The organism is Paraburkholderia azotifigens (assembly GCF_007995085.1).
Taxonomy (GTDB): domain Bacteria; phylum Pseudomonadota; class Gammaproteobacteria; order Burkholderiales; family Burkholderiaceae; genus Paraburkholderia; species Paraburkholderia azotifigens.
Window position 1 is genome coordinate 2617717 of record NZ_VOQS01000005.1, and the last position, 18699, is coordinate 2636415.

The window sequence follows — 18699 nt, forward strand, 5'->3', positions numbered from 1 at the left end:
CGCGTCTGCTTTCTGCCCTGGTGTCGTGACCGACAAAGAGCGACGCAGACATAGGGGGGGACTTGATTGCAGCGCCGGTGACGGCATATGCGTGCAATATGTGCGGGACTTTTACAGGCAGACGGCCCGTAAGAGGTAAGGGGCAGCATCAGGCGTTCGAGCCGAAGCGGTGCTGGGGAGGTGATGTGCTTTCTTCCGTGAGTCGAATCGATGCTTCGAGAACTGATTGCTGAGTACGGTTTGCCGTTGGTTTTTCTGAACGTACTGCTTGAGTCGCTTGGTTTGCCAGTGCCGGCGATGCCAACGCTTTTACTAACCGGCGTGATCACCTCGTTGGTAGGCGGCTATGAGAACGTTTGGTCGACGAGACTATCCCTGTTGAATGTTGCCCTCGTTGCAACGAGTTCAGCCCTCGTGGGCGACTTGTTGTGGTTTTGGCTGGGGCGACGTTATGGGAGCCGCGTACTGGGATTTCTATGCAGCATGTCGATATCACGAGACAGTTGTGTGAGCAAGAGCGGCGAGCTTTTTCAAAAGTTCGGTGTTCGGGTGCTTGTCGTAACAAAGTTCATTCCGGGCCTCTCTACGCTCGCGGTCCCGGTGGCTGGTGCGATGGGCGTATCTCTCATCGATTTTCTCCTTTACGATGCCGTCGGGGCTGCACTGTGGGCGACCGTCGGGGTAGCTCTCGGCGCGATGTTTGCCGATACGGTAGAACCGATTCTTAACATCCTCGACTGGTTGGGTTTTGGCACCGCGATCATCGCCGCGATCTCTCTCGCTGTTTACATAGGTATCCGATGGCGACACCGAGCGTCGCTGCTCCGGCGTTTGCGCATGCCTCGAGTCGACGCTGTGCAGCTTGATGCGCTGCTGACGGAAGAGTCTCCACCTTGCATCATAGATGCGCGGCGGGAGCTGAGGCGAGAGATCGACCGCGTGCGGATTCCGGGTGCGATTGTGTTTGACCATCGTGCATCGGTAACACAGCTCGACGGATTCGACAGAAACGGGAGATTTGTCGTCTACTGCGATTGTCCAAACGAAGTGAGTGCTGCATTGGTGGCGGAGCAAATGAAGACGAAAGGGTACAGCCGTGTCTTTCCGCTCGCCGGCGGACTCGAAGCTTGGCGCGCTGCGGGCTTCGCCCTTGAACCGCTCTTGCTTGACGAGGCGACGCGAGAAGCGGTGGATAAGATTCATCCCCGATCCGTATCATGAGGGCCGGTTGTTTTAACGCAACGGCTGGCGTGTTTCAATTCTGAATCCTCTTCGCCTTGACGTCCTCCCCGCCCTCAGTCTTCGGCTGCCGCGCCTGGCGCGGAAAGGGCGGGGATTCCTTCTGCAAGACGGCGACGTCGCGCCGCGAGAATGTTCACTGCCGCGTTGATGTCGCGATGATGATACGTGCCACATTCCAGACAAGCCCATTCTCTTATTCCGAGATCTTCCCGGCCCTTCTGGCAAGTGCGCCTGTCACAGCAACTGCAGATCTTGGTTGAGTACTTCTCATTGACATCTCGAACCATACGCCCCTGCAACATCCTTGCACATATTCGGCGTCTTCACCGTGATGGACGAGCCTTTCTCGACGCGCATGCAGGCTGCATACCAGCGCAGCATGGCCTTGTTGTTCTTTCCTTCGCGGCTGTGCAGCTGACGCCGCGCCCCCTTGAACCGTGGACGGCCCCGGTTCCCGAACAGAACCTCTTCAAGCGCCTTTAAAGACCCGCGCGGCGATGTTCTCGGTTTCGAGCGAGCCGGTCTTGCCCGGCGAAGCCGGCTGCATTCTTATGGGCGACTGCGAACGCGTGAACGGCAAACCCCGTGAAGCCGTGCGCTTCCCGTACCGCCTTAAAGCCCTCGTTACCCGTTTTTGCAGCTTGCGCGCGGCGACCCAACGCTCAACGAGCCGAACTGCCTCAACGATGATGAGGCAGTTCGGCAACTTCCCATTGAATATCCGTTTGCCGCATTCCAGGTGCGAGGGAAGTCGTGACACGTCGGACGGCGACATCTCTAACGGCGATGTAATGATGAAAGTCGCAGGAAAGTATCCGCGAAATCAGGTTACTTTTGAAGGAGATATGCAGTGTGCGGTGCGCGCCAGAGCAGAAACCGAGTTCCAGCAAGATTCGTTTGCAGGTGTTTCGCAAACCCCGCCCTGAGGGACGCAGCTTGCGCGAATGATCTTCGGGTCAAAACTGGGAGATCAGCGTCGCAATGACCATGGAACAAAGAAATAGCGACAATGCGCGAGTTGCGCAGATCATCCTTGGCTTCTGAAAACCGGGTGGTAGATGTTGTATACCGGTTGTCATCGGTCGAACCAGATCTTGTCCCTTCACGATCCGGTACAGCGCAATAACTACTATGTGGATAATGACAAACGTCACCAAGATCGTGAACAGTAACCCGTGCGCAGATACCAACATATTTGAGGTATCACCGGAGAAGATGCCGAAAAGCGGTCCTACCTGGGCCACGTCGTTGTAGGCATATAGCCCCGTCAAAACCTGCATCGACAGTATCAGGATTAGCGCAATTACCATCCATCCGCCAGCGGGTGTGTGTCCGACGTGCATCGCCCCAGCGTGGGAAAAGAAGCGACGCGCATAGACCAATGCGCTCGAGGGGTGTACGAGAAACCGCCTGAACCGCGCGGTTTCGCTACCCCAAAAACCCAACAGAATCCGGAAAATCAATAGGGTAAGCGTCAATTGCCCCAGTCGAACGTGCCAAGTCATCCAGTTGTACCGAGATGTCACATACGCCGCGATGACGAGACCGACAATCGACCAGTGAAAGATTCTCACTGACAGGTCCCACACCCGCACAGGCATGCGGTCAGTTTCGGGGGGAAGTGAGTCTGATGCTTTATCCAAGATTTACTCTTCTGGGCAATACAATCGCAGGATTTTATGATGCGAGTGTACACGTCTCGGGACCCGCCTTTCATAAGTACGCCAGGAGATATTTGGTATTGATGTTCTATACCCAGGTATTGGGTCGCATCTGCTGTGTTTGATGGTTTGAATAATTGTTTTAAGGCACGATCCATGCCGTCACAATGCTGAAACAAAAGTCCTACCGGAATTTTAGAGACAAGATGCAGGATAGGTTAGGCGGAATTCGAAGACGAATATACCAACGGATGCGCTGACGATACGCAGTGAATATTGTAGCGTAGCTTCTCCATCGCTAACATTGCCTCCCAGTCCCGTTAGGAGGGTCATCAACCTTGGGCTGCTCAATTAGGGCCGCGCACCGGATGTGAAGACCACGGTCAAGCTCGCCTCTCCGAAGGCAAAGCGGTTGTGTAATCGGGATGGTGAAAGTTCACAATTGTGATGTCGACCAACGAAGAAGGTTCAAATGATTCTAGAAGCTCGCGAAGACATTATTGAGAGAGCGTTGCTGTGCCTTTTAGCGCCGCCACCGGCTGCAAAAGTAGCCCATATTAAAAAAAGAAACTTCGTCTGACGAAAACCCTGCTCTGTGAGGCGGCGAAGGAAAATCCGAAGAAAGAATTGTTGCCGGCAAGGATTTCGATAATCGAACGGCTTTCATCCGTCACGCTTAGTGTTTGCTGGAGCGACTCGACTACCGGGTATTTTGGCGAACAGGTCTGGAGGATGGGTCTAGCACACGATCGATCATTCTGCGCACTGAGTGGTATGCCGATCAAGATCGGGGATTCAGTTTTCCGACCATGGGTGAGCGAGACGCGGGCCCCCGCAAACAGTCATCGAATGATTCTCGCGTCATGCGTCGACATGTCGAGCTCGTGACGATGATGGCAGGGCACTGTTAAAAATTCCGACGCGTCTTCTTTTGGCGGTGGAAAGAGAGCTGCATTTTTTGTGATAGATGGTGGCGTTTCCTTCGCCGCGGCTGCATGAGCCAGTCACGAAGCTGCGGCGCGGCTGTCCCACATCATAGAGCACCGGAGCGAACATGTCGGCCACTCGTTCGAGCAGAGTAGATAAAAGACTCGAAAACGTAGCTAGTCGAATCAACTCTCTTCGAGGGAAAGAGGGAGGATTCATCGCTAGACTGTTACCAGTAATTGTACGAACCGCACAGTGCGCGCTTCCGCTGTCTGTTGCAGTGTGGTCGATATTGGAATTGCCAGTCGAGTTGGTACTTGCACAATCATCGCTGGAGCGTTTCGCTTCCGCGGCGGGCAGGCTGATATGGGTGGCGTTAGCTATCGGCACTGTAGTCAAGATCCGGTTTGCCAGGACTATATTCCTTTTCCTCTGCGTCGTCAGTTCGATAGTTATCGCGCAGGCGCTATCGATGGCATATGAATCGTCTCCGCTGGTGTTTAGTGTGCTGGTGGTGGATCTTTTGCTAAAGGTAATGGCACTTGGGACATTGCTGTTCCCTCCGCTTGTTGCGCGACATTCACGCTAAGCTGTTCTTCAAGAGAATCGTCGTTTCCCCAAGCTCAGGGCCGAAGTTTTCGGCTGTGCGCTGCGCGAGGCGGACCACTGTCCATTCGCAAGACCCCCGGAATCAATCCATAAGAGGTGCACCGCTTCAATACCGTCGCGAGATGACGGGTTGCACGATTCTTGAGTCATTTGCTCGCGTGCAATCTCCCCCGGGCGATGTCAGTCCACGCCGGGGCCTTTTGACATTCTGCGTTTCTGTTTCCGCTTCTATGGGGCGCGCTTCGGACCTTCGTTGGAAGGCATATTATAGAAAAAAGGGTTCATCGCAGGAAACCGTGGAGCTTCCGGATGCGATTGGGTAACCTGAGCCTGACTTGATAGAGGTCAGGAGGGGGTATTGCGCGATCGCAAGGCACTTCAGGCGCTGGGTTGCTGGTCGGGTTATCGGCTCGAACGTGTTGAATGGCCTCAAGGCGAACTCCATACGCTATCGCTGTATCTGAAGCCGGTGAGCAAGGTCATGCGTTGCGAGCAATGTGGAAGTCGTTGCACGCAGATTCACGAGACGACTGTGCGACGCGTGCGCGATCTGCCGCTGTTCGAATACCGGGTGGTGCTGCACGTTCCTCGCCGGCGGGTCTGGTGTGAACACTGCGGTGGCCCGCGACCGGAGAAGCTGTCGTGGCTGGGCCGCTACCAGCGGGTGACGGAGCGCTTTGAAGGCGAGCGAGAAGCTGTTGCAGGCGGCCAGCGTGTAGGCAGTGGCGGCCTTCTACGATCTGGGCTGGCACACGGTCAAATCGATCGACAAGATGCGCCTGCGTGAACGCGTGGCCGAGCCGGACTGGTCGACGATCCGCTATCTGGCGATGGACGAGTTCGCGCTGCACAAGGGCCATCGGTACGCCACGGTGGTGGTGGATCCGATCGGCCGGCAGGTGCTGTGGATCGGAGCGGGACGCTCGCGCGAGACGGCCCGCGCCTTCTTCGAACAACTTCCCGAAGGCGTGGCGGCACGCATCGAAGCCGTTGCGATCGACATGACCACGGCCTACGAACTGGAGATCAAGGCCCAGTGTCCGCAGGCCGAAGTCGTCTATGACATGTTCCATGTAGTGGCCAAATACGGTCGTGAAGTCATTGACCGGGTGCGGGTCGATCAGGCCAACCAGCTGCGACACGACCGGCCCGCGCGCAAGGTGCTGAAATCCAGCCGCTGGCTGCTGCTGCGCAACCGTCACAACCTCAAGCCAGACCAGTGCGTGCGTCTGAAAGAACTGCTGAGCGCCAACCAGCCGTTGTTATGTGTGTACCTGCTGCGCGACGAACTGAAACGGCTCTGGTTCTACCGCAAACCCGCATGGGCGCAAAATGCCTGGGAACAATGGATCGAACAGGCCCGGCAAAGCGCAATACCAGCCTTGCAGTTGTTTGCTCAGCGTCTGCAAGGCTACTGGCACGGAATCCTGGCGCGCTGTCGCCATCCACTCAATACCAGCATCGTTGAAGGGATCAACAACACTATCAAGGTCATCAAACGTCGTGCTTACGGGTACCGCGACGAGGAGTACTTCTTCCTCAAAATCCGCGTCGCGTTCCCTGGAAAACCTCGATGAACCAAAAAAAGGCCCGCCATTAAGGCGGGCAAATTTCCTTTCGAGTCCGACGACAGGGGTGTCGTCAAGGTGAGCTTACCACCGACGTAGCCTACAAGTCGATGCTTCGTTACGCCGTAACTGGGGCGGGTGTAGCAAGTCAGGTTTTATTTTGGTTACGCATCTGAATGAAGCGCACGTCGCCTAATAGCTTCTGTATGGCAGCGGAATCCGGAGGGAGATTCGCGTATGGCGGCCTGACGCAGCGTTCATGCAGCGTACAGAGGTGTGGTGCGCGAGCGTTGGCTCGCCACGCGGCGACGCTTGCCGCGCCGGCGTGCGGCAGGCACCACTGGTGAGGGCGCAAACACCGTTCCCCATAGCAGGGCCAGCGTTACTCCTGCTCCATAAATCTGTTTGAACAGATTTAAGCACGATCAAGCTAGCGGTAGGTAGTCTCACCTCGACTATGACTTTCGTTAAGAGAATGAATTCGTAGCCAAAGAAAGAGGGGGCCGTCAGTCAGCTTCAGCACACGCGTGAATTTCATCAGAATCGTATGCGGCAGTATATAAGCCCGATACCCACGGGACGTTGCGGCTTAATGCACATCGCCATACCATGAATTGCTATTGTGACATGTTGTCCCGTCAGGAGCCGATACGATACGTCTCGATGGGCGGCATGAGTGAATAGATTGTCTAGGTTGTTCCAGATTCACATCCAGGAAAGTCTCTTGAATAGCCAACATCGTCGAACAAGCCAAGGAGGAGGTTGAAATGAAGTCGTGTCGTCGTGAGTTCATCGTACGAAGTGCTGTGGGGTTAGTGTCGAGCGCTTTCTTTCCGCTCGTCGCTCATGCAGCGGAAGAACTGTCCGAGACAGAGCCGAGCGCAGTCGCACTCGGCTACCGAGCGGACGCGACCAAGGTGGACAAATCCAAGTTTCCGAGGTACGCCGCCGGGCAGAACTGTGCCAACTGTCAATTCTACCAGGGAAGTGCATCTGCAAAGACGGCCGCCTGCCCTCTATTCACCGGCAAGACCGTCGCAGGAGCTGGCTGGTGTAATGGGTACGCGCAGAAAGGGTAACCCAGCCGGTTTCCGCCCGCGCGCATCGCAAGTGCTGCAATAAAGTGTGTGGTCGAATTACCGTTCTCCGGCGGCGTCGAGCCAAACTGAAAGGCTCTTAGCCGTCCGGGACGTCGCTTGCTCGAAAGCCTGTATCCGATGTGCACCATTTTACGGATGAACGGCCTATGAGGCATATTTTCCAGGATCGAGGTCGAAAATGGACATGACATCAGATGCCCCGCATCGCCCATCATTGCGCGACAAGAAGGTGGTAATCGCGCCCTCTTCACGCGTTACGGTCTGGCAACCGAGGATTCCCCCGAAGACGTTGCTTCTTGATGTGCTGTTCGCAGTGACTTTGGTTGCCGGGGCAGCGTTCGCGCTGACCAAGTATCACGCGCACATGAATTTTTACGACAAACTAGTGCTGGTATGCGCGATTCCTGCCCTTACCACGCTTGGATGGCGTTGGAAGCCAGCGCGCATGCTAATGGCCGGTATCGCTGGCCTATCCCTGTTTGCGATCAACCTCTACGGCAACGTCCTCGGTCGAGCGGATCATGCGTTCTTCCTGAAGTACCTCCTATCGAGTCAATCCGCAATCCTTTGGATGAGCGCGCTATTTGTCATGGCGACACTGTTCTACTGGATCGCCATGATAGGCCGCTCGCCGTCCGCGGGTGCGATCGCATCGAAGCTCACCTGGAGCGCAGTGCTGATGGGTTTCGTCGGGATGATGGTGCGCTGGTACGAGTCCTATCTGATCGGACCGGACATTGGGCATATCCCCATCTCGAACCTGTATGAAGTCTTCGTATTGTTCAGCCTCATCACGGCGCTCTTCTATCTGTATTACGAGAGACACTACAATACACATGCGCTCGGATCCTTCGTATTGCTCGTGATTAGCGCAGCGGTGGTTTTTACGATGTGGTATTCCATATCGCGGGATGCTCAACAGATTCAGCCGCTTGTCCCGGCACTCCAAAGCTGGTGGATGAAAATACACGTACCGGCGAACTTCATCGGATACGGCACTTTCGCTCTATCCGCGATGGTTGCCGTTGCGTATCTCATGAAAGACAAGGGAATCCTGGATGATCGTCTCCCAGCGCTCGAAGTACTAGACGATGTAATGTATAAGTCAATTTCTGTCGGATTTACTTTTTTTACCATCGCGACAATTTTAGGGGCGCTATGGGCGGCGGAAGCGTGGGGAGGTTATTGGAGTTGGGACCCAAAAGAGACTTGGGCGCTGATAGTATGGCTGAACTATGCTGCATGGTTGCATATGCGTCTGGTCAAGGGCCTTCGAGGCAGGCCTGCAGCATGGTGGGCGTTGACGGGGTTATTAGTCACGACATTCGCGTTCATCGGCGTCAATATGTTTCTTTCGGGTCTGCATAGCTACGGCAAACTCTGAAAATGGCGTGCGCCTTCGGGGTGGACCGCTAACCTTATATGCACGTTCAGGTGTTGCGTAGCTTGGGCTGGCCTCACCGGGCCGGCCGTTGCGTTTGACTGCCAGCGACTGTTGCATATGATTGCCAGACTGGCGTGGTGAATGACCTGCTGTTTGCGCTTCACCGCTCGCACGCCCACATGCTCTGGACATCGGTGGCAGCGATGCTGGAGCAGATTTCATCGGGCTTGAGTTGCTTATCAGCGCGTCCAGCTTGCGCTTCATTGTGCCGTAAAGCGTGGCCATCGCGTCGAGCGTCCGTGCGTCGGACGACGAGAGGTGTAACCGGGTCTGGGTTGTCGACTGCGTCAGACTGCCAGCGCCCGCGGGTTCTTTCGGCTGCGTGAACCGTACAGGCGCGATGAAAAGACCGTCAGGATTTCGACAAGCTCTTCCGTAAGCTGCGGCTCCCGGCTTAAGTCCGGGACCGCGTTCAGTACGGCGACTTCGACGTGAAGGAATTCACAGATACGGAACAGCAGTTCGCTACCGAAACGCAGCAGCCGGTCTTTGGTGACCAGCACCAGGCGTGCAACGCGGCCACGGAGAATGTCGCCCAGCAGCTGTTGCAGTCCCTTCTTGCGATAGTTCAGCCCGCTTCCGAGGTCAGTGATCACCTCGATATCCGGGATGCCAGCGTCAGCGCAATGCTTTTCGAGTCTCGCGGCCTGCGTTTTGAGTTGTTCGGCCTGGTCGTGCGAGGAAACACGGGCGTAGCAGATCGTCTTCCCGGTTGCGGCAGCCTCGGTGCCGGCCAGGGGCTGCACCGTATCGCGCTGGTATCGCCGATGCCCACCAATCGTCCGGCAGGACGGCGGCAATAGTCCCCGTCGATGCCGGCGCCGCAGTGTACTTGCCGCTACGCCCAGTTCAGTTGCAGTTTTGCCGATCGATAACAGTCGCATGAAATATCCCCCTGATATCTCGTAACGCTTTTTAAACGGGCAATGATCAGGTTTGCATGGGTTCGGCGGTTACTTTTCGAAACCCTCTCGGGACTACCCTACGCAGGATTCCGAGTGCTGTGAAGTACTCTTGGAAGCGGGGCTGGGTATACATGCTACTGCGGCGGGCGTGATCGCCCGCCTTAGGCAGAAGTTGACTGGGCGTCTGCTGGGGCGGGCACGGAAATCCGTTTGCCATTTTGGAGCGCTGATGGCACCCTTGGCGGATGCGCTCACGCGTCTTCACCCTCAGCAGGAGCGGCCGTGAGGCTTGCGAACAGTCGGTGCTTTCCGCGCACTCGAGGAGAGGGATCTTCGGTGGCGGGTCTCGCTTTGTGGTCTACGCGGGATTAAAGCATCTCGTTATACAGAAGTGTCATACCCGTCGCGCAGGATCTGGATGGTGATCACCGCATCCATGACACGCTGCATACCAATCCACAGTGTCTTCGCGCCGGGTTCACCATCGCCCTTGCGTCCGAGGAATCCACCCAGTGACGCGATCATCCGTATCATCTGGTTAAGCGTCGGTGGCTTTTTTAGGCGGGGTTTCTTTGAGAGCACGTGTGCGCCGTGTATCTCGTCAGCCTTAAGAACAGCGAGGCATCCAGGTCCGGGCAGGTCCTGCCCAGTCGCATGAGCCGTGCGATACGCCAGGACACCACCATATACAGCACAAGCGCCTTCTCCACGCGCTCCATCTGCGAGAGCTGCAGCGTTTCAACCCGCCAGGCGTTCTTCAACACATTGAAGAACATCTCGATCTCCCACCTCGCGCGGTACCAGTCAATCAGTTCGGTGAGCGCATGCGCATCGGGCACTTCGCGATTGCTCAGCAGGCGCCAGACGACGGGCTTCACGTCAGTGGGCGCATCCACTTCACATGCCTCAATGCAGCTCAGCTCGACGCCGCCGCGCCCGGGTAACGTCACGCGCTGTGCGCCCAGCTCCTGCTTCACTTCATGCGCTTTCTGGCCACCTCGCCCGGGCAGCACGAAGCTGATATGACCGAGCACCTCGCTCGCGTGTACCGTCTCCCACAGTTTCGCTTCGCCCTTGAGTGCGCGGTTGTGCTGGGAGCGGATCAGCCAGTCAGCCGGTTCGCCCAACTCCTGCGCACGCTGCACGAGCGCGGCGATATCACCCTCGCGATCGGCCATATATACCAGCGGCGTGCCGGGCATGGCTGCCGCCTGCTGCGCCACGATCTCATAACTTTCGATCCATCGAACGCTCTCGCGCACGCCGCCACGCTGGCCGTTTTCGTCGCGCGGCTCGCGTGCCCACATCCAGGCGTTCATGACACCCAGCGCCTCGCGATCCGGTGTGACCGCATAGGTCGCGTGAAGATACATGCCCACCTGCGCTTCGTAACTGAGCGGGCCGGCCCCCTCGATGTCCTGGCCGTTGAAATTCAGCTCCGTCGTGTCAGCCACGCAGAGGACTACCGGTAACTCGCCCATGCGCGCAGTGGTGCGCTCCCAGTGCGGCTGCATCATGTCGCGCCAGTCGATGTGCTCATTGCCCAGAAAGCGATACGCCGCCATGGTCTCGGCCCAGCCCTCACAGGCACCCGGAATACTCGCAGTGGGACGCGTGGCAAACCGCTTCAGCAATTCCTTCGCCCGACGATCCCGCCTTGGGTCACCCAGATCCAGTGTTTCAAATTCCTCGTCCACCCACGCTCCCGGCTCATTGCGAATCTGCATTCGAAAAGTCGAGAGTAAACGCGAAATTCCGGCCGTTAACAACCCCTGTCACGCCGGTGCATCGCTCAATGCGCTTTTGGACAAACGTCCGCTACTGCGGCCACTTCTGTATAACGAGATGGGATTAAAGGGCGTAGATAATGCCTGCAAAGATCGACCCGAACAGGAACCACTTAACTGCATAGTAGGTGGGTCGATGCCAAGCCTTCATCCGCTTTCCCAATCGACGGATTACGTAAATATATTTGAACACACGGTTCAGAAAGCCGGTACGGTCGCCGGTTTCGTTCGGAGAGGTGGCGGCCCGGAGCACTACGTTTGAGAAAGCCCTGTTGAACGCAGAAACCCAGCGATAGCGCATCGGACGTTCTATATCGCAGAAGAGGACGATGCGTGAGATTGAGGTTTCGTTTTTTGCGTAATGGATGTAGGTCTCGTCGAACATGACCTCCTCACCGTCCCGCCAGTAATATCTTTCCCCGTCCACCTCGATAAAGCAACTGGGATTAGAGGCCGTGACCAGTCCGAGGTGATAACGGATGGATCCGGCGTATGGGTCGCGATGTCTAACGAGGCTCGCGCCAGGCGGTAACTGAGCAAACATCGCTGCCCTTATGGACGGTATGTCCTGAAGCAAACGTGTCGTTACTGGACAAAGCGCTTTTGCAGACGGATGAGGTTGGTCGTACCACTTCAGATAGAACCGCCGCCATCCGGTCTTGAAGAATGAGTTAAATCCGATGTCGCCGTAGTTTTCCGCAGCCGCGATTTTCTGTGCTGTGTCGATTGCCATGGCCTCATCCCGGATAGTCTTCCAGTTCGCTTTTAGCGGCGCCAATTCGGGAAAGCTGGACGCGTCGATATACGCGCCTCGTTTCAGCGTCGAGAACATATAGAAGACGGCATTAATCGGCGCTAAAAACGTTGAATGGTCCGATAATTGGCGCCAGAACGTGAAGCGTACGCGACCTCGCATTGCCACGTAGGAAGCGCTAGCAACAAACCAGAACAAGAACAACACGCGCACCGTCCACTCCTTAATAATTCGGCAAGGTAAACTCGATCTGCAGAAGTTTGCTTTCGACGCCACGTGGTATGTGCGACCGTGCACCGAAGATCTGACTTAATGAGGCGGTTCATTCCGGTCCGCTACGCCGTCTTTGCGTCACCCAGAGTGGGGGCGGCGGGAAAGACCCCGGTGAAAAGCAAGGGGCGCAATCTTGCGATGCAGTGCATCAGCCCGTCACGAAAGACTGCCGCGCATTAACTGGCCGAAAATTATATCCGTGACCATTTTCGTTTGTCTCGATGACCAGCATGCCACATGCAAGCGTTTCGACGCAACTCATGGGTTTCCATCATCTTAAATGATGTCAAAACGGAAACGCTGCATCCTTCGGTATACGCGGTAGATACGTGAGCATCTTTTGACGTGGCGTGGCACTTTCAGAGAATCATTGCTTTCGGCGAAAAGTTTGCTGTGCGTCGCAGTCTGGGTCCGTTGCGAGCTGACTGTTCGAAGTCTTCGCGTGGGCCTGCGCCACCTGAGTGCAAACTTGGAGGCATACTCACGCATATTGCTTGCATACTCAAGCGCCGTTGCACCTCTACGTCTTTCAGCAGGAAACTATATGTGTTCATCAACACACGAGGAGCAGTGCCATGAGAATTGCAGGTGTCTTGTGCGTCGCCTTGGCAGGCTTGTCCGTCACGGTCGCTGCTAGCGTCTACGGGCAGACGGAGACGCGTTTACCGTACAAAGGGGCGACAGCGGCTGTTGTCGACGGCAAGGGGAATATGCACGTCCCCGCCGATTACCGCACCACATATCAGATGTTGGGCAGTTGGGCAGTCGCTGCGGACAGTGGCCCCGGCTCAAAGCAATTGCACGTGGTCTATGCGTCACCGGGAACCATCGCCGCATATCGCAAGACCGGACATTTTCAGGATGGCACTGTTCTGGTCAAAGAAGTGTACAAGACGAACACGAATCCAATGACGACAGGCACGGTAAGCAGTGCGGGCACCCTTTCAGGCTGGTTCGTGATGGTTAGAGATGATGTCGGTCGCTTTCCGGAAAACAAGCTTTGGGGCGACGGATGGGGCTGGTCATGGTTCGATGCAGCCGATCCAAAGAAAACTACATCCACGGACTATAAGAAAGACTGCCAGGGATGTCACATACCGGCGCAAGCATCAGACTGGATATATACGACGGGTTATCCGCCTCTCGGTCGCTAAGGTGGGCACGGTCTCGGTGGTTGTCGAGCCGCTGCGCTAGCTTGAGCATTTTCGGAAAGCAGAGGATCACGGCGCGGTGCTGATTGTCCTTTGCTTTTGAAAGTTCCCCTGGCGTCTGAAATGAGGCGTCGAACGGATTTCGGCCGCTACTGCGTTTCGGCCAAAAACCGAGGAGATAAATCGCATGAAGGCAATCATTGTGACGGACCAGTCTGCCGGGACGGCCGGCATGAAGCTCGCCGAGCGGCCGGAGCCGGAGGCAGGGATAAATGACGTAGTAGTTCAGGTCCATGCGTCGGGATTCACTTGGGATGAGTTGACGTGGCCCTCCACGTGGACTGATCGTCAGGGTCGTGACCGGACACCATCAATTCCCGGACAAGAGTTGGCAGGTGTAGTCACCGCCCTCGGCTACGGCACGAGGGGACTTTCGGTGGGGCAGCGCGTGTTCGGCCTCACGGACTCGTATCGCAGCGGTACGTTGGCGGAGTATGTGGCGATCGAGGCGCGCAACCTCGCGCCGCTGCCAGGCGACGTCGACTTCACGGTGGGGGCAAGCGTCGCAATGCCGGGCCTGACCGCATGGCAGGGACTATTCGACCACGGTCGCCTTCAGGCAGGACAAAGCATCCTTGTACACGGAGCGGCCGGTGCAGTCGGTTCGATGGTAACCCAGCTCGCACGCGAGGCAGGCGCCTATGTCATCGGCACAGGACGCGCTAAACACCGTCAGACGGCGCTTGAATTCGGCGCGCAAGAATTTATCGATCTTGAGAACGACGTCCTGAAAGATGTCGGTGCAGTGGATCTGGTCTTCGATGTGTTCGGTGGCGAAATCGGGAAGCATTCGGCTCGTGTAACTCGAGCCGGAGGAACGCTGGTGACAATTGCGGGGCCGGCCGAGGCGCGACCCGTTGACGGCTTGGCGATCGACTTTGTTGTCGTATCTGATCGCACCCAACTTGGCGAAATCATCCGGCGCGTGCGTGAGGGACGGTTACGTACGCATATCGGCATGGTCTCTACCCTTGAGGATGCCGTTGTTGCGCTCAGCCCGACCGAAAAGACCAACGGAAAAACGATCATCCGAATTCGTCCGTGAGCTATACGCAGCCGTCACTGCAACGGTTCCAGTGAAGAAGCACGCAACATGGAGAGAATGCACATGAAGGCGATTGTAGCGGCCGATCAGACAGCAGGATTGGCAGGATTGAAGCTTGTCGAGCGGCCGGAGCCGTCGGCAGGCATAAACGACGTTGTTGTTCGGATCCATGCATCCGGGTTCGTCCCCACCGAAATAGCATGGCCTTCGACGTGGACCGATCGGAGCGACCATGACCGAAAACCGTCGATCCTTGGCCATGAGCTCGCCGGAGTGGTGACCGCCCTCGGGTACGGAACGACGGGTCTGTCTGTGGGCCAGAGAGTGTTTGGGCTCGCCGACTGGTACCGGGACGGAACCTTGGCGGAGTATGTGGCGATTGAGGCGCGCAACCTGGCACCGCTGCCCGGGGATGTCGATTTTGCAGATGGCGCTAGCCTGCCCATCTCAGGGCTGACCGCGTGGCAAGGGTTGTTTCAACATGGGCGCCTCCAGGCAGGGCAGCGCGTGCTCGCTCACGGTGCCGCCGGGGCGGTCGGCACCATGGTGACGCAACTCGCGCGAGAGGCCGGCGCGTATGTCATTGGCACAGGGCGGGCCGCGGACCGTCAGAAGGCGATCGACTTTGGCTCGCAAGAGTTTGTCGACCTCGATAACGATACGCTTGAGGATGTCGGCGGAGTTGATCTTGTGTTCGATGTCATCGGTGGCGACATCGGGAAACGATCCGCAGGCCTGGTTCGAGCTGGAGGGACACTCGTGTCCGTTGTCGGGCCGTCCGAGGCTCGTCCTTATAACGGGCGTGCGATCGATTTTGTTGTCGAGTCCGACCGCGCCCAATTGTGCGAGATTGTGCAGCGGGTGCGGGGCGGACGACTACGGACCAACATTGGCGGGATCTCGACCCTCGACAATGCCATCGCGGCCTTGAACCCGACCAAACGACGTGAAGGGAAGACGATTATCCGCATTCGGCAGTAAGAAGCCGGTAAAGCGCGGTAACCGATTCACGTGACTAGTTACTGCTCGCCCGAGTGCGTTGCTGCGGTCAGTCCAGCCAAAACGCAGTACATGAGCGATGCATGCAGCTCGACTGCCAACGGTAACGCGTTCCGAGTCTCATGACTGCGGTGTCGAAGATCCAGGAGGCGTTCGCGTTCGAACGACGGCATATTCGCCATGCGTCGCCTCGAAGACAGGAACGGACGGTGCGGTCTCTCGGAAATAACATTCGCGCCACACGACGGTTTTGACTTGTCACTCGGGATCGACAGACCGAGTCAATCCAATCCGTGGCTAAAGTTATGCCCCGGGTGTTGTCCCCAAGTGTCTAGGTAGAGAGCTGCGCTACCAGTTAAGTGGCGCTCCGCCGTTAAGTCGTCAAATAGCGACGACACGTAGAGCGAGCACCATAACGATATATTCATCAGATCAGGGAGGTCTAATATGCATCAGCGTGCTGTACTTGCTGGGGGATGTTTCTGGGGAATGCAGGACCTGATCCGCAAGCTTCCCGGTGTTGTTTCGACTCGTGTCGGTTATACCGGGGGCGACATTTTGAACGCGACCTACCGCAATCATGGCACTCATGCGGAGGGGATCGAGATAGTCTTCGATACAACGCAGACAAGCTACAGGCGCATTCTCGAGTACTTCTTTCAAATCCACGATCCGACAACACTGGACCGTCAAGGTAACGATGTGGGGACAAGCTACCGTTCGGCGATTTTCTATACGACCGACGAGCAGAAAAAGGTGGCACTCGAGGCCATTGCCGACGTGGAAGCATCAGGCCGGTGGCCCGGCTGCGTTGTCACTGAGCTTGAGCCCGTCGGAGACTTCTGGGAAGCTGAGCCGGAGCATCAGGACTATCTTGAGAAGCATCCCGGAGGGTATACCTGTCACTTTCCTCGTCAAAACTGGGTTCTTCCGAAGAGCGAGACAGTCGACGATTTCGCGACAATTCATACCCATGCTGGTGCGGTTACCCAGTCCTAGGTGCATTCCGTCATGCAAGAACTTTGCGTCTGGCCGGATGGCAGTTTTCGCACTGCGGACCGGGTGCTCAACGCGGTGCGTCTCGGTTGCGAACGAAACCAGCGTCGGTTGTTCAACGACGTCAGCTTCGGCCTCGCGGCCGGTGACATGTTGCGCATAATAGGTCCCAATGGCAGTGGAAAAAGCAGCCTGCTGCGTCTGCTATGCGGGTTGGCGCAGCCGGCTGAGGGGCGGGTCGAGCTGTTCGGCCAAGCCCTTGCCCAACAGCGCGGAGCCCTCGCTTCTCGGCTGCTATGGATAGGGCATGCCCCCGGTGTGAAGGCACTCTTGACCGTTGAGGAAAACCTGTCATGGCTAGGAGCATTGCACGGGCGCGATGCGATCGCCGCCGTAGAGCGAGCGATTGTCGCGGTTGGCCTGCGCGGCTTTGAGGACACGCGTTGCCATGCCCTGTCGGCGGGCCAGCAGCGTCGCGTCGCATTGGCGCGCTTGTATCTGCCCAGTGCGCCAATGCTGTGGCTACTGGATGAACCGTTCACGGCGCTGGATAGGGCAGGCACAGCCCAACTTGAAGCGCACCTGGCATTGCATTGTGAGCGCGGCGGTGCGGTGGTGCTGACCACGCACCACGAACTGACCCAACGGGCGCGAGCTTACGCTGTCCTTGATCTTGGGCAGTACGCAACGTGACCATGGGCGTGGTTTCCTTGCTTAACCGCGAGTTGCGTCTGTTATGTCGCCAACCAGGGGACGTTGTTAACCCTTTAGCTTTTTTCTCCGTTGTCGTCGCGCTGTTTCCGCTCGCGCTGGGGACGCAATCACAGTTTCTGCAACAAGCCGCGCCAGGGCTAGTGTGGGTCGCGGCGTTGCTGGCCATGCTGCTTTCGCTAGACGGCCTGTTCCGTGCCGATTTCGACGATGGCTCGCTGGAGCAATGGATGCTTTCATCACACTCGATGCTCGTGCTGGTACTGGTCAAAGTAACCGCGCACTGGATTTGCAGCGGTCTGGCTATGGTGGTGGTGGCCCCTCTCCTTGCCTTCATGCTCGGCCTGCCGGCCCACTGCTTTGGCGCGCTGCTGCTTTCCTTGTTGCTGGGGACGCCTGTGCTCATTTTGCTCGGTGCAGTCGGCGCCGCGCTCACGGTTGGTTTGCGTCGAGGCGGGTTGTTACTGGGGCTGCTAATTCTGCCGCTGTATGCCCCGGTGCTGATCCTGGGTAGCGGTGCTCTGCAAGCCGCGTTGCAGGGCCTGCCTGTTGCGGGATACATGCTGTGGTTGTCGTGCCTTACCGCGCTGGCAATGACTTTGGCGCCGTTTGCGATTGCCGCGGCGCTTTCCATCAGTTTCGCCGAATGAAGCCCCATCCGTGGTGCCGACCCGACGACCGCTCAAGAGCAACTCGAATGAACTGGACCTGGCTACACAAATGGGGCTCGCCAAAGCTGTTCTACTCCATGAGTGGAAGGTGTCTGCCATGGCTCGCGTCGGCGAGCGCACTTTTGCTTGTGATCGGCCTGTCATGGGGACTGGCATTCGCGCCCGCAGACTATCAGCAGGGCGACAGCTTTCGCATTATGTACATCCACGTGCCGGCTGCTCTACTTGCTCAATCAATCTACGTCATGTTGGCGACTGCCGGGGTCATTGGGGCGATCTGGAAAATAAAGCTGGCGGACGTCGCGCTGCAGCAGGCGGCGCCCATCGGTGCCTGGATGACATGCATCGCGCTGGGTACTGGGGCGATCTGGGGCAAGCCCACATGGGGCACTTACTGGGTATGGGACGCACGCCTGACTTCGATGCTCATCCTGCTGTTCCTGTATCTAGGTGTCATCGCGTTGGGCCAGGCGATCACCAATCGCGATAATGCCGCGCGCGCCTGCGCGGTGTTATCCCTGGTCGGCGTTGTCAACATCCCTATCATCAAGTATTCGGTCGAATGGTGGAACACTCTGCACCAGCCCGCAAGCTTCTCGCTTACGCACGCGCCGGCCATGCCGGCGCAGATGTGGCTGCCATTGGCATTGACCGTGCTGGGGTTCTATTGCTTCTTCGGAGCTGTTCTGTTCGCGCGCATGCGCCTGGAAGTGCTGGAGCGCGAAACCGGCAGCCGTTGGGCTGACGCTGAGGTCGCCCGGCTTCTGGAGAGTCGGACATGATCGCATTCGCGTCG

General features: G+C 57.2%; 16 protein-coding genes and 2 pseudogenes. 13 read left to right on the forward strand and 5 right to left on the reverse strand.

Annotated features, from left to right (window positions below; genetic code table 11):
* The first annotated feature begins 210 nt into the window (after nt 1-210).
* Nucleotides 211-1221 (forward strand): VTT domain-containing protein, encoded by a 1011-nt coding sequence (locus FRZ40_RS43745; protein ID WP_147238432.1) that lies wholly within the window; start codon nt 211-213, stop codon nt 1219-1221.
* 74 nt (nt 1222-1295) lie between these two features.
* Here the strand turns inward: FRZ40_RS43745 and FRZ40_RS46435 are convergent, their stop codons facing one another.
* Entirely contained in the window at nt 1296-1544 is a 249-nt protein-coding gene (locus FRZ40_RS46435; RefSeq protein WP_420873929.1) for a zinc ribbon domain-containing protein, read from the reverse strand.
* A gap of 195 nt (nt 1545-1739) precedes the next feature.
* On the opposite strand from FRZ40_RS46435, the gene FRZ40_RS43755 reads away from it, so the two are divergent.
* Nucleotides 1740-2168 (forward strand): hypothetical protein, encoded by a 429-nt coding sequence (locus tag FRZ40_RS43755; protein ID WP_147238433.1) that lies wholly within the window; start codon nt 1740-1742, stop codon nt 2166-2168.
* A gap of 30 nt (nt 2169-2198) precedes the next feature.
* Here FRZ40_RS43755 and FRZ40_RS43760 read toward each other — a convergent pair whose 3' ends face one another.
* Nucleotides 2199-2885 carry a cytochrome b/b6 domain-containing protein gene (locus FRZ40_RS43760; protein WP_147238434.1) on the reverse strand — a complete coding sequence of 229 codons (687 nt, stop codon included), beginning with the start codon at nt 2883-2885 and terminating at the stop codon, nt 2199-2201.
* 648 nt (nt 2886-3533) lie between these two features.
* Here FRZ40_RS43760 and FRZ40_RS43765 point away from each other — a divergent pair.
* The 4 genes and pseudogenes from FRZ40_RS43765 to ccsB all read left to right on the forward strand — a co-directional run bounded on the left by FRZ40_RS43765 (nt 3534) and on the right by ccsB (nt 8491).
* Nucleotides 3534-3791, forward strand: a complete 258-nt coding sequence (locus tag FRZ40_RS43765) for a DUF3331 domain-containing protein (RefSeq protein WP_240057528.1) — start codon at nt 3534-3536, stop codon at nt 3789-3791.
* A gap of 1006 nt (nt 3792-4797) precedes the next feature.
* A pseudogene (locus tag FRZ40_RS43770) lies at nt 4798-6016 on the forward strand (ISL3 family transposase).
* A gap of 758 nt (nt 6017-6774) precedes the next feature.
* Nucleotides 6775-7086 (forward strand): high-potential iron-sulfur protein, encoded by a 312-nt coding sequence (locus tag FRZ40_RS43775; RefSeq protein ID WP_147238435.1) that lies wholly within the window; start codon nt 6775-6777, stop codon nt 7084-7086.
* A gap of 199 nt (nt 7087-7285) precedes the next feature.
* Nucleotides 7286-8491: a c-type cytochrome biogenesis protein CcsB gene (gene ccsB / locus FRZ40_RS43780; RefSeq protein ID WP_240057529.1), complete on the forward strand. Its 1206-nt coding sequence runs from the start codon at nt 7286-7288 to the stop codon at nt 8489-8491.
* 347 nt (nt 8492-8838) lie between these two features.
* Here the strand turns inward: ccsB and FRZ40_RS43785 are convergent, their stop codons facing one another.
* The 3 genes and pseudogenes from FRZ40_RS43785 to FRZ40_RS43795 form a co-directional block, all read right to left on the reverse strand.
* On the reverse strand, nt 8839-9435 hold the full coding sequence (locus tag FRZ40_RS43785) for an IS607 family transposase (RefSeq protein ID WP_147238436.1): 597 nt from the start codon (nt 9433-9435) through the stop codon (nt 8839-8841).
* 402 nt (nt 9436-9837) lie between these two features.
* A pseudogene (locus FRZ40_RS43790) lies at nt 9838-11183 on the reverse strand (IS4 family transposase).
* A 124-nt stretch (nt 11184-11307) separates the two neighbouring features.
* Nucleotides 11308-12210, reverse strand: a complete 903-nt coding sequence (locus FRZ40_RS43795; RefSeq protein WP_147238437.1) for an aspartyl/asparaginyl beta-hydroxylase domain-containing protein — start codon at nt 12208-12210, stop codon at nt 11308-11310.
* A 635-nt stretch (nt 12211-12845) separates the two neighbouring features.
* Between FRZ40_RS43795 and FRZ40_RS43800 the strand changes: the two genes are divergently transcribed.
* From FRZ40_RS43800 to FRZ40_RS43830, 7 genes are all read left to right on the forward strand, one after another.
* Complete coding sequence (locus FRZ40_RS43800; RefSeq protein ID WP_147238438.1) at nt 12846-13424, forward strand: cytochrome P460 family protein; 579 nt, start codon at nt 12846-12848, stop codon at nt 13422-13424.
* A gap of 184 nt (nt 13425-13608) precedes the next feature.
* Complete coding sequence (locus tag FRZ40_RS43805; RefSeq protein ID WP_147238439.1) at nt 13609-14526, forward strand: NADP-dependent oxidoreductase; 918 nt, start codon at nt 13609-13611, stop codon at nt 14524-14526.
* A gap of 63 nt (nt 14527-14589) precedes the next feature.
* Nucleotides 14590-15507, forward strand: coding sequence for an NADP-dependent oxidoreductase (locus FRZ40_RS43810; RefSeq protein ID WP_147238440.1), 918 nt, complete (start codon nt 14590-14592; stop codon nt 15505-15507).
* A gap of 465 nt (nt 15508-15972) precedes the next feature.
* On the forward strand, nt 15973-16524 hold the full coding sequence (msrA, locus tag FRZ40_RS43815; RefSeq protein WP_147238441.1) for a peptide-methionine (S)-S-oxide reductase MsrA: 552 nt from the start codon (nt 15973-15975) through the stop codon (nt 16522-16524).
* Nucleotides 16525-16536: 12 nt separating this feature from the next.
* A complete protein-coding gene (ccmA, locus tag FRZ40_RS43820) occupies nt 16537-17214 on the forward strand; it encodes a cytochrome c biogenesis heme-transporting ATPase CcmA (RefSeq protein WP_147238442.1) in 678 nt (225 codons plus the stop codon).
* 2 nt (nt 17215-17216) lie between these two features.
* Nucleotides 17217-17882, forward strand: a complete 666-nt coding sequence (ccmB, locus tag FRZ40_RS43825; RefSeq protein WP_205019851.1) for a heme exporter protein CcmB — start codon at nt 17217-17219, stop codon at nt 17880-17882.
* Between the two features lie 47 nt (nt 17883-17929).
* Entirely contained in the window at nt 17930-18685 is a 756-nt protein-coding gene (locus tag FRZ40_RS43830) for a heme ABC transporter permease (protein ID WP_147238444.1), read from the forward strand.
* Nucleotides 18686-18699 lie beyond the last annotated feature (14 nt).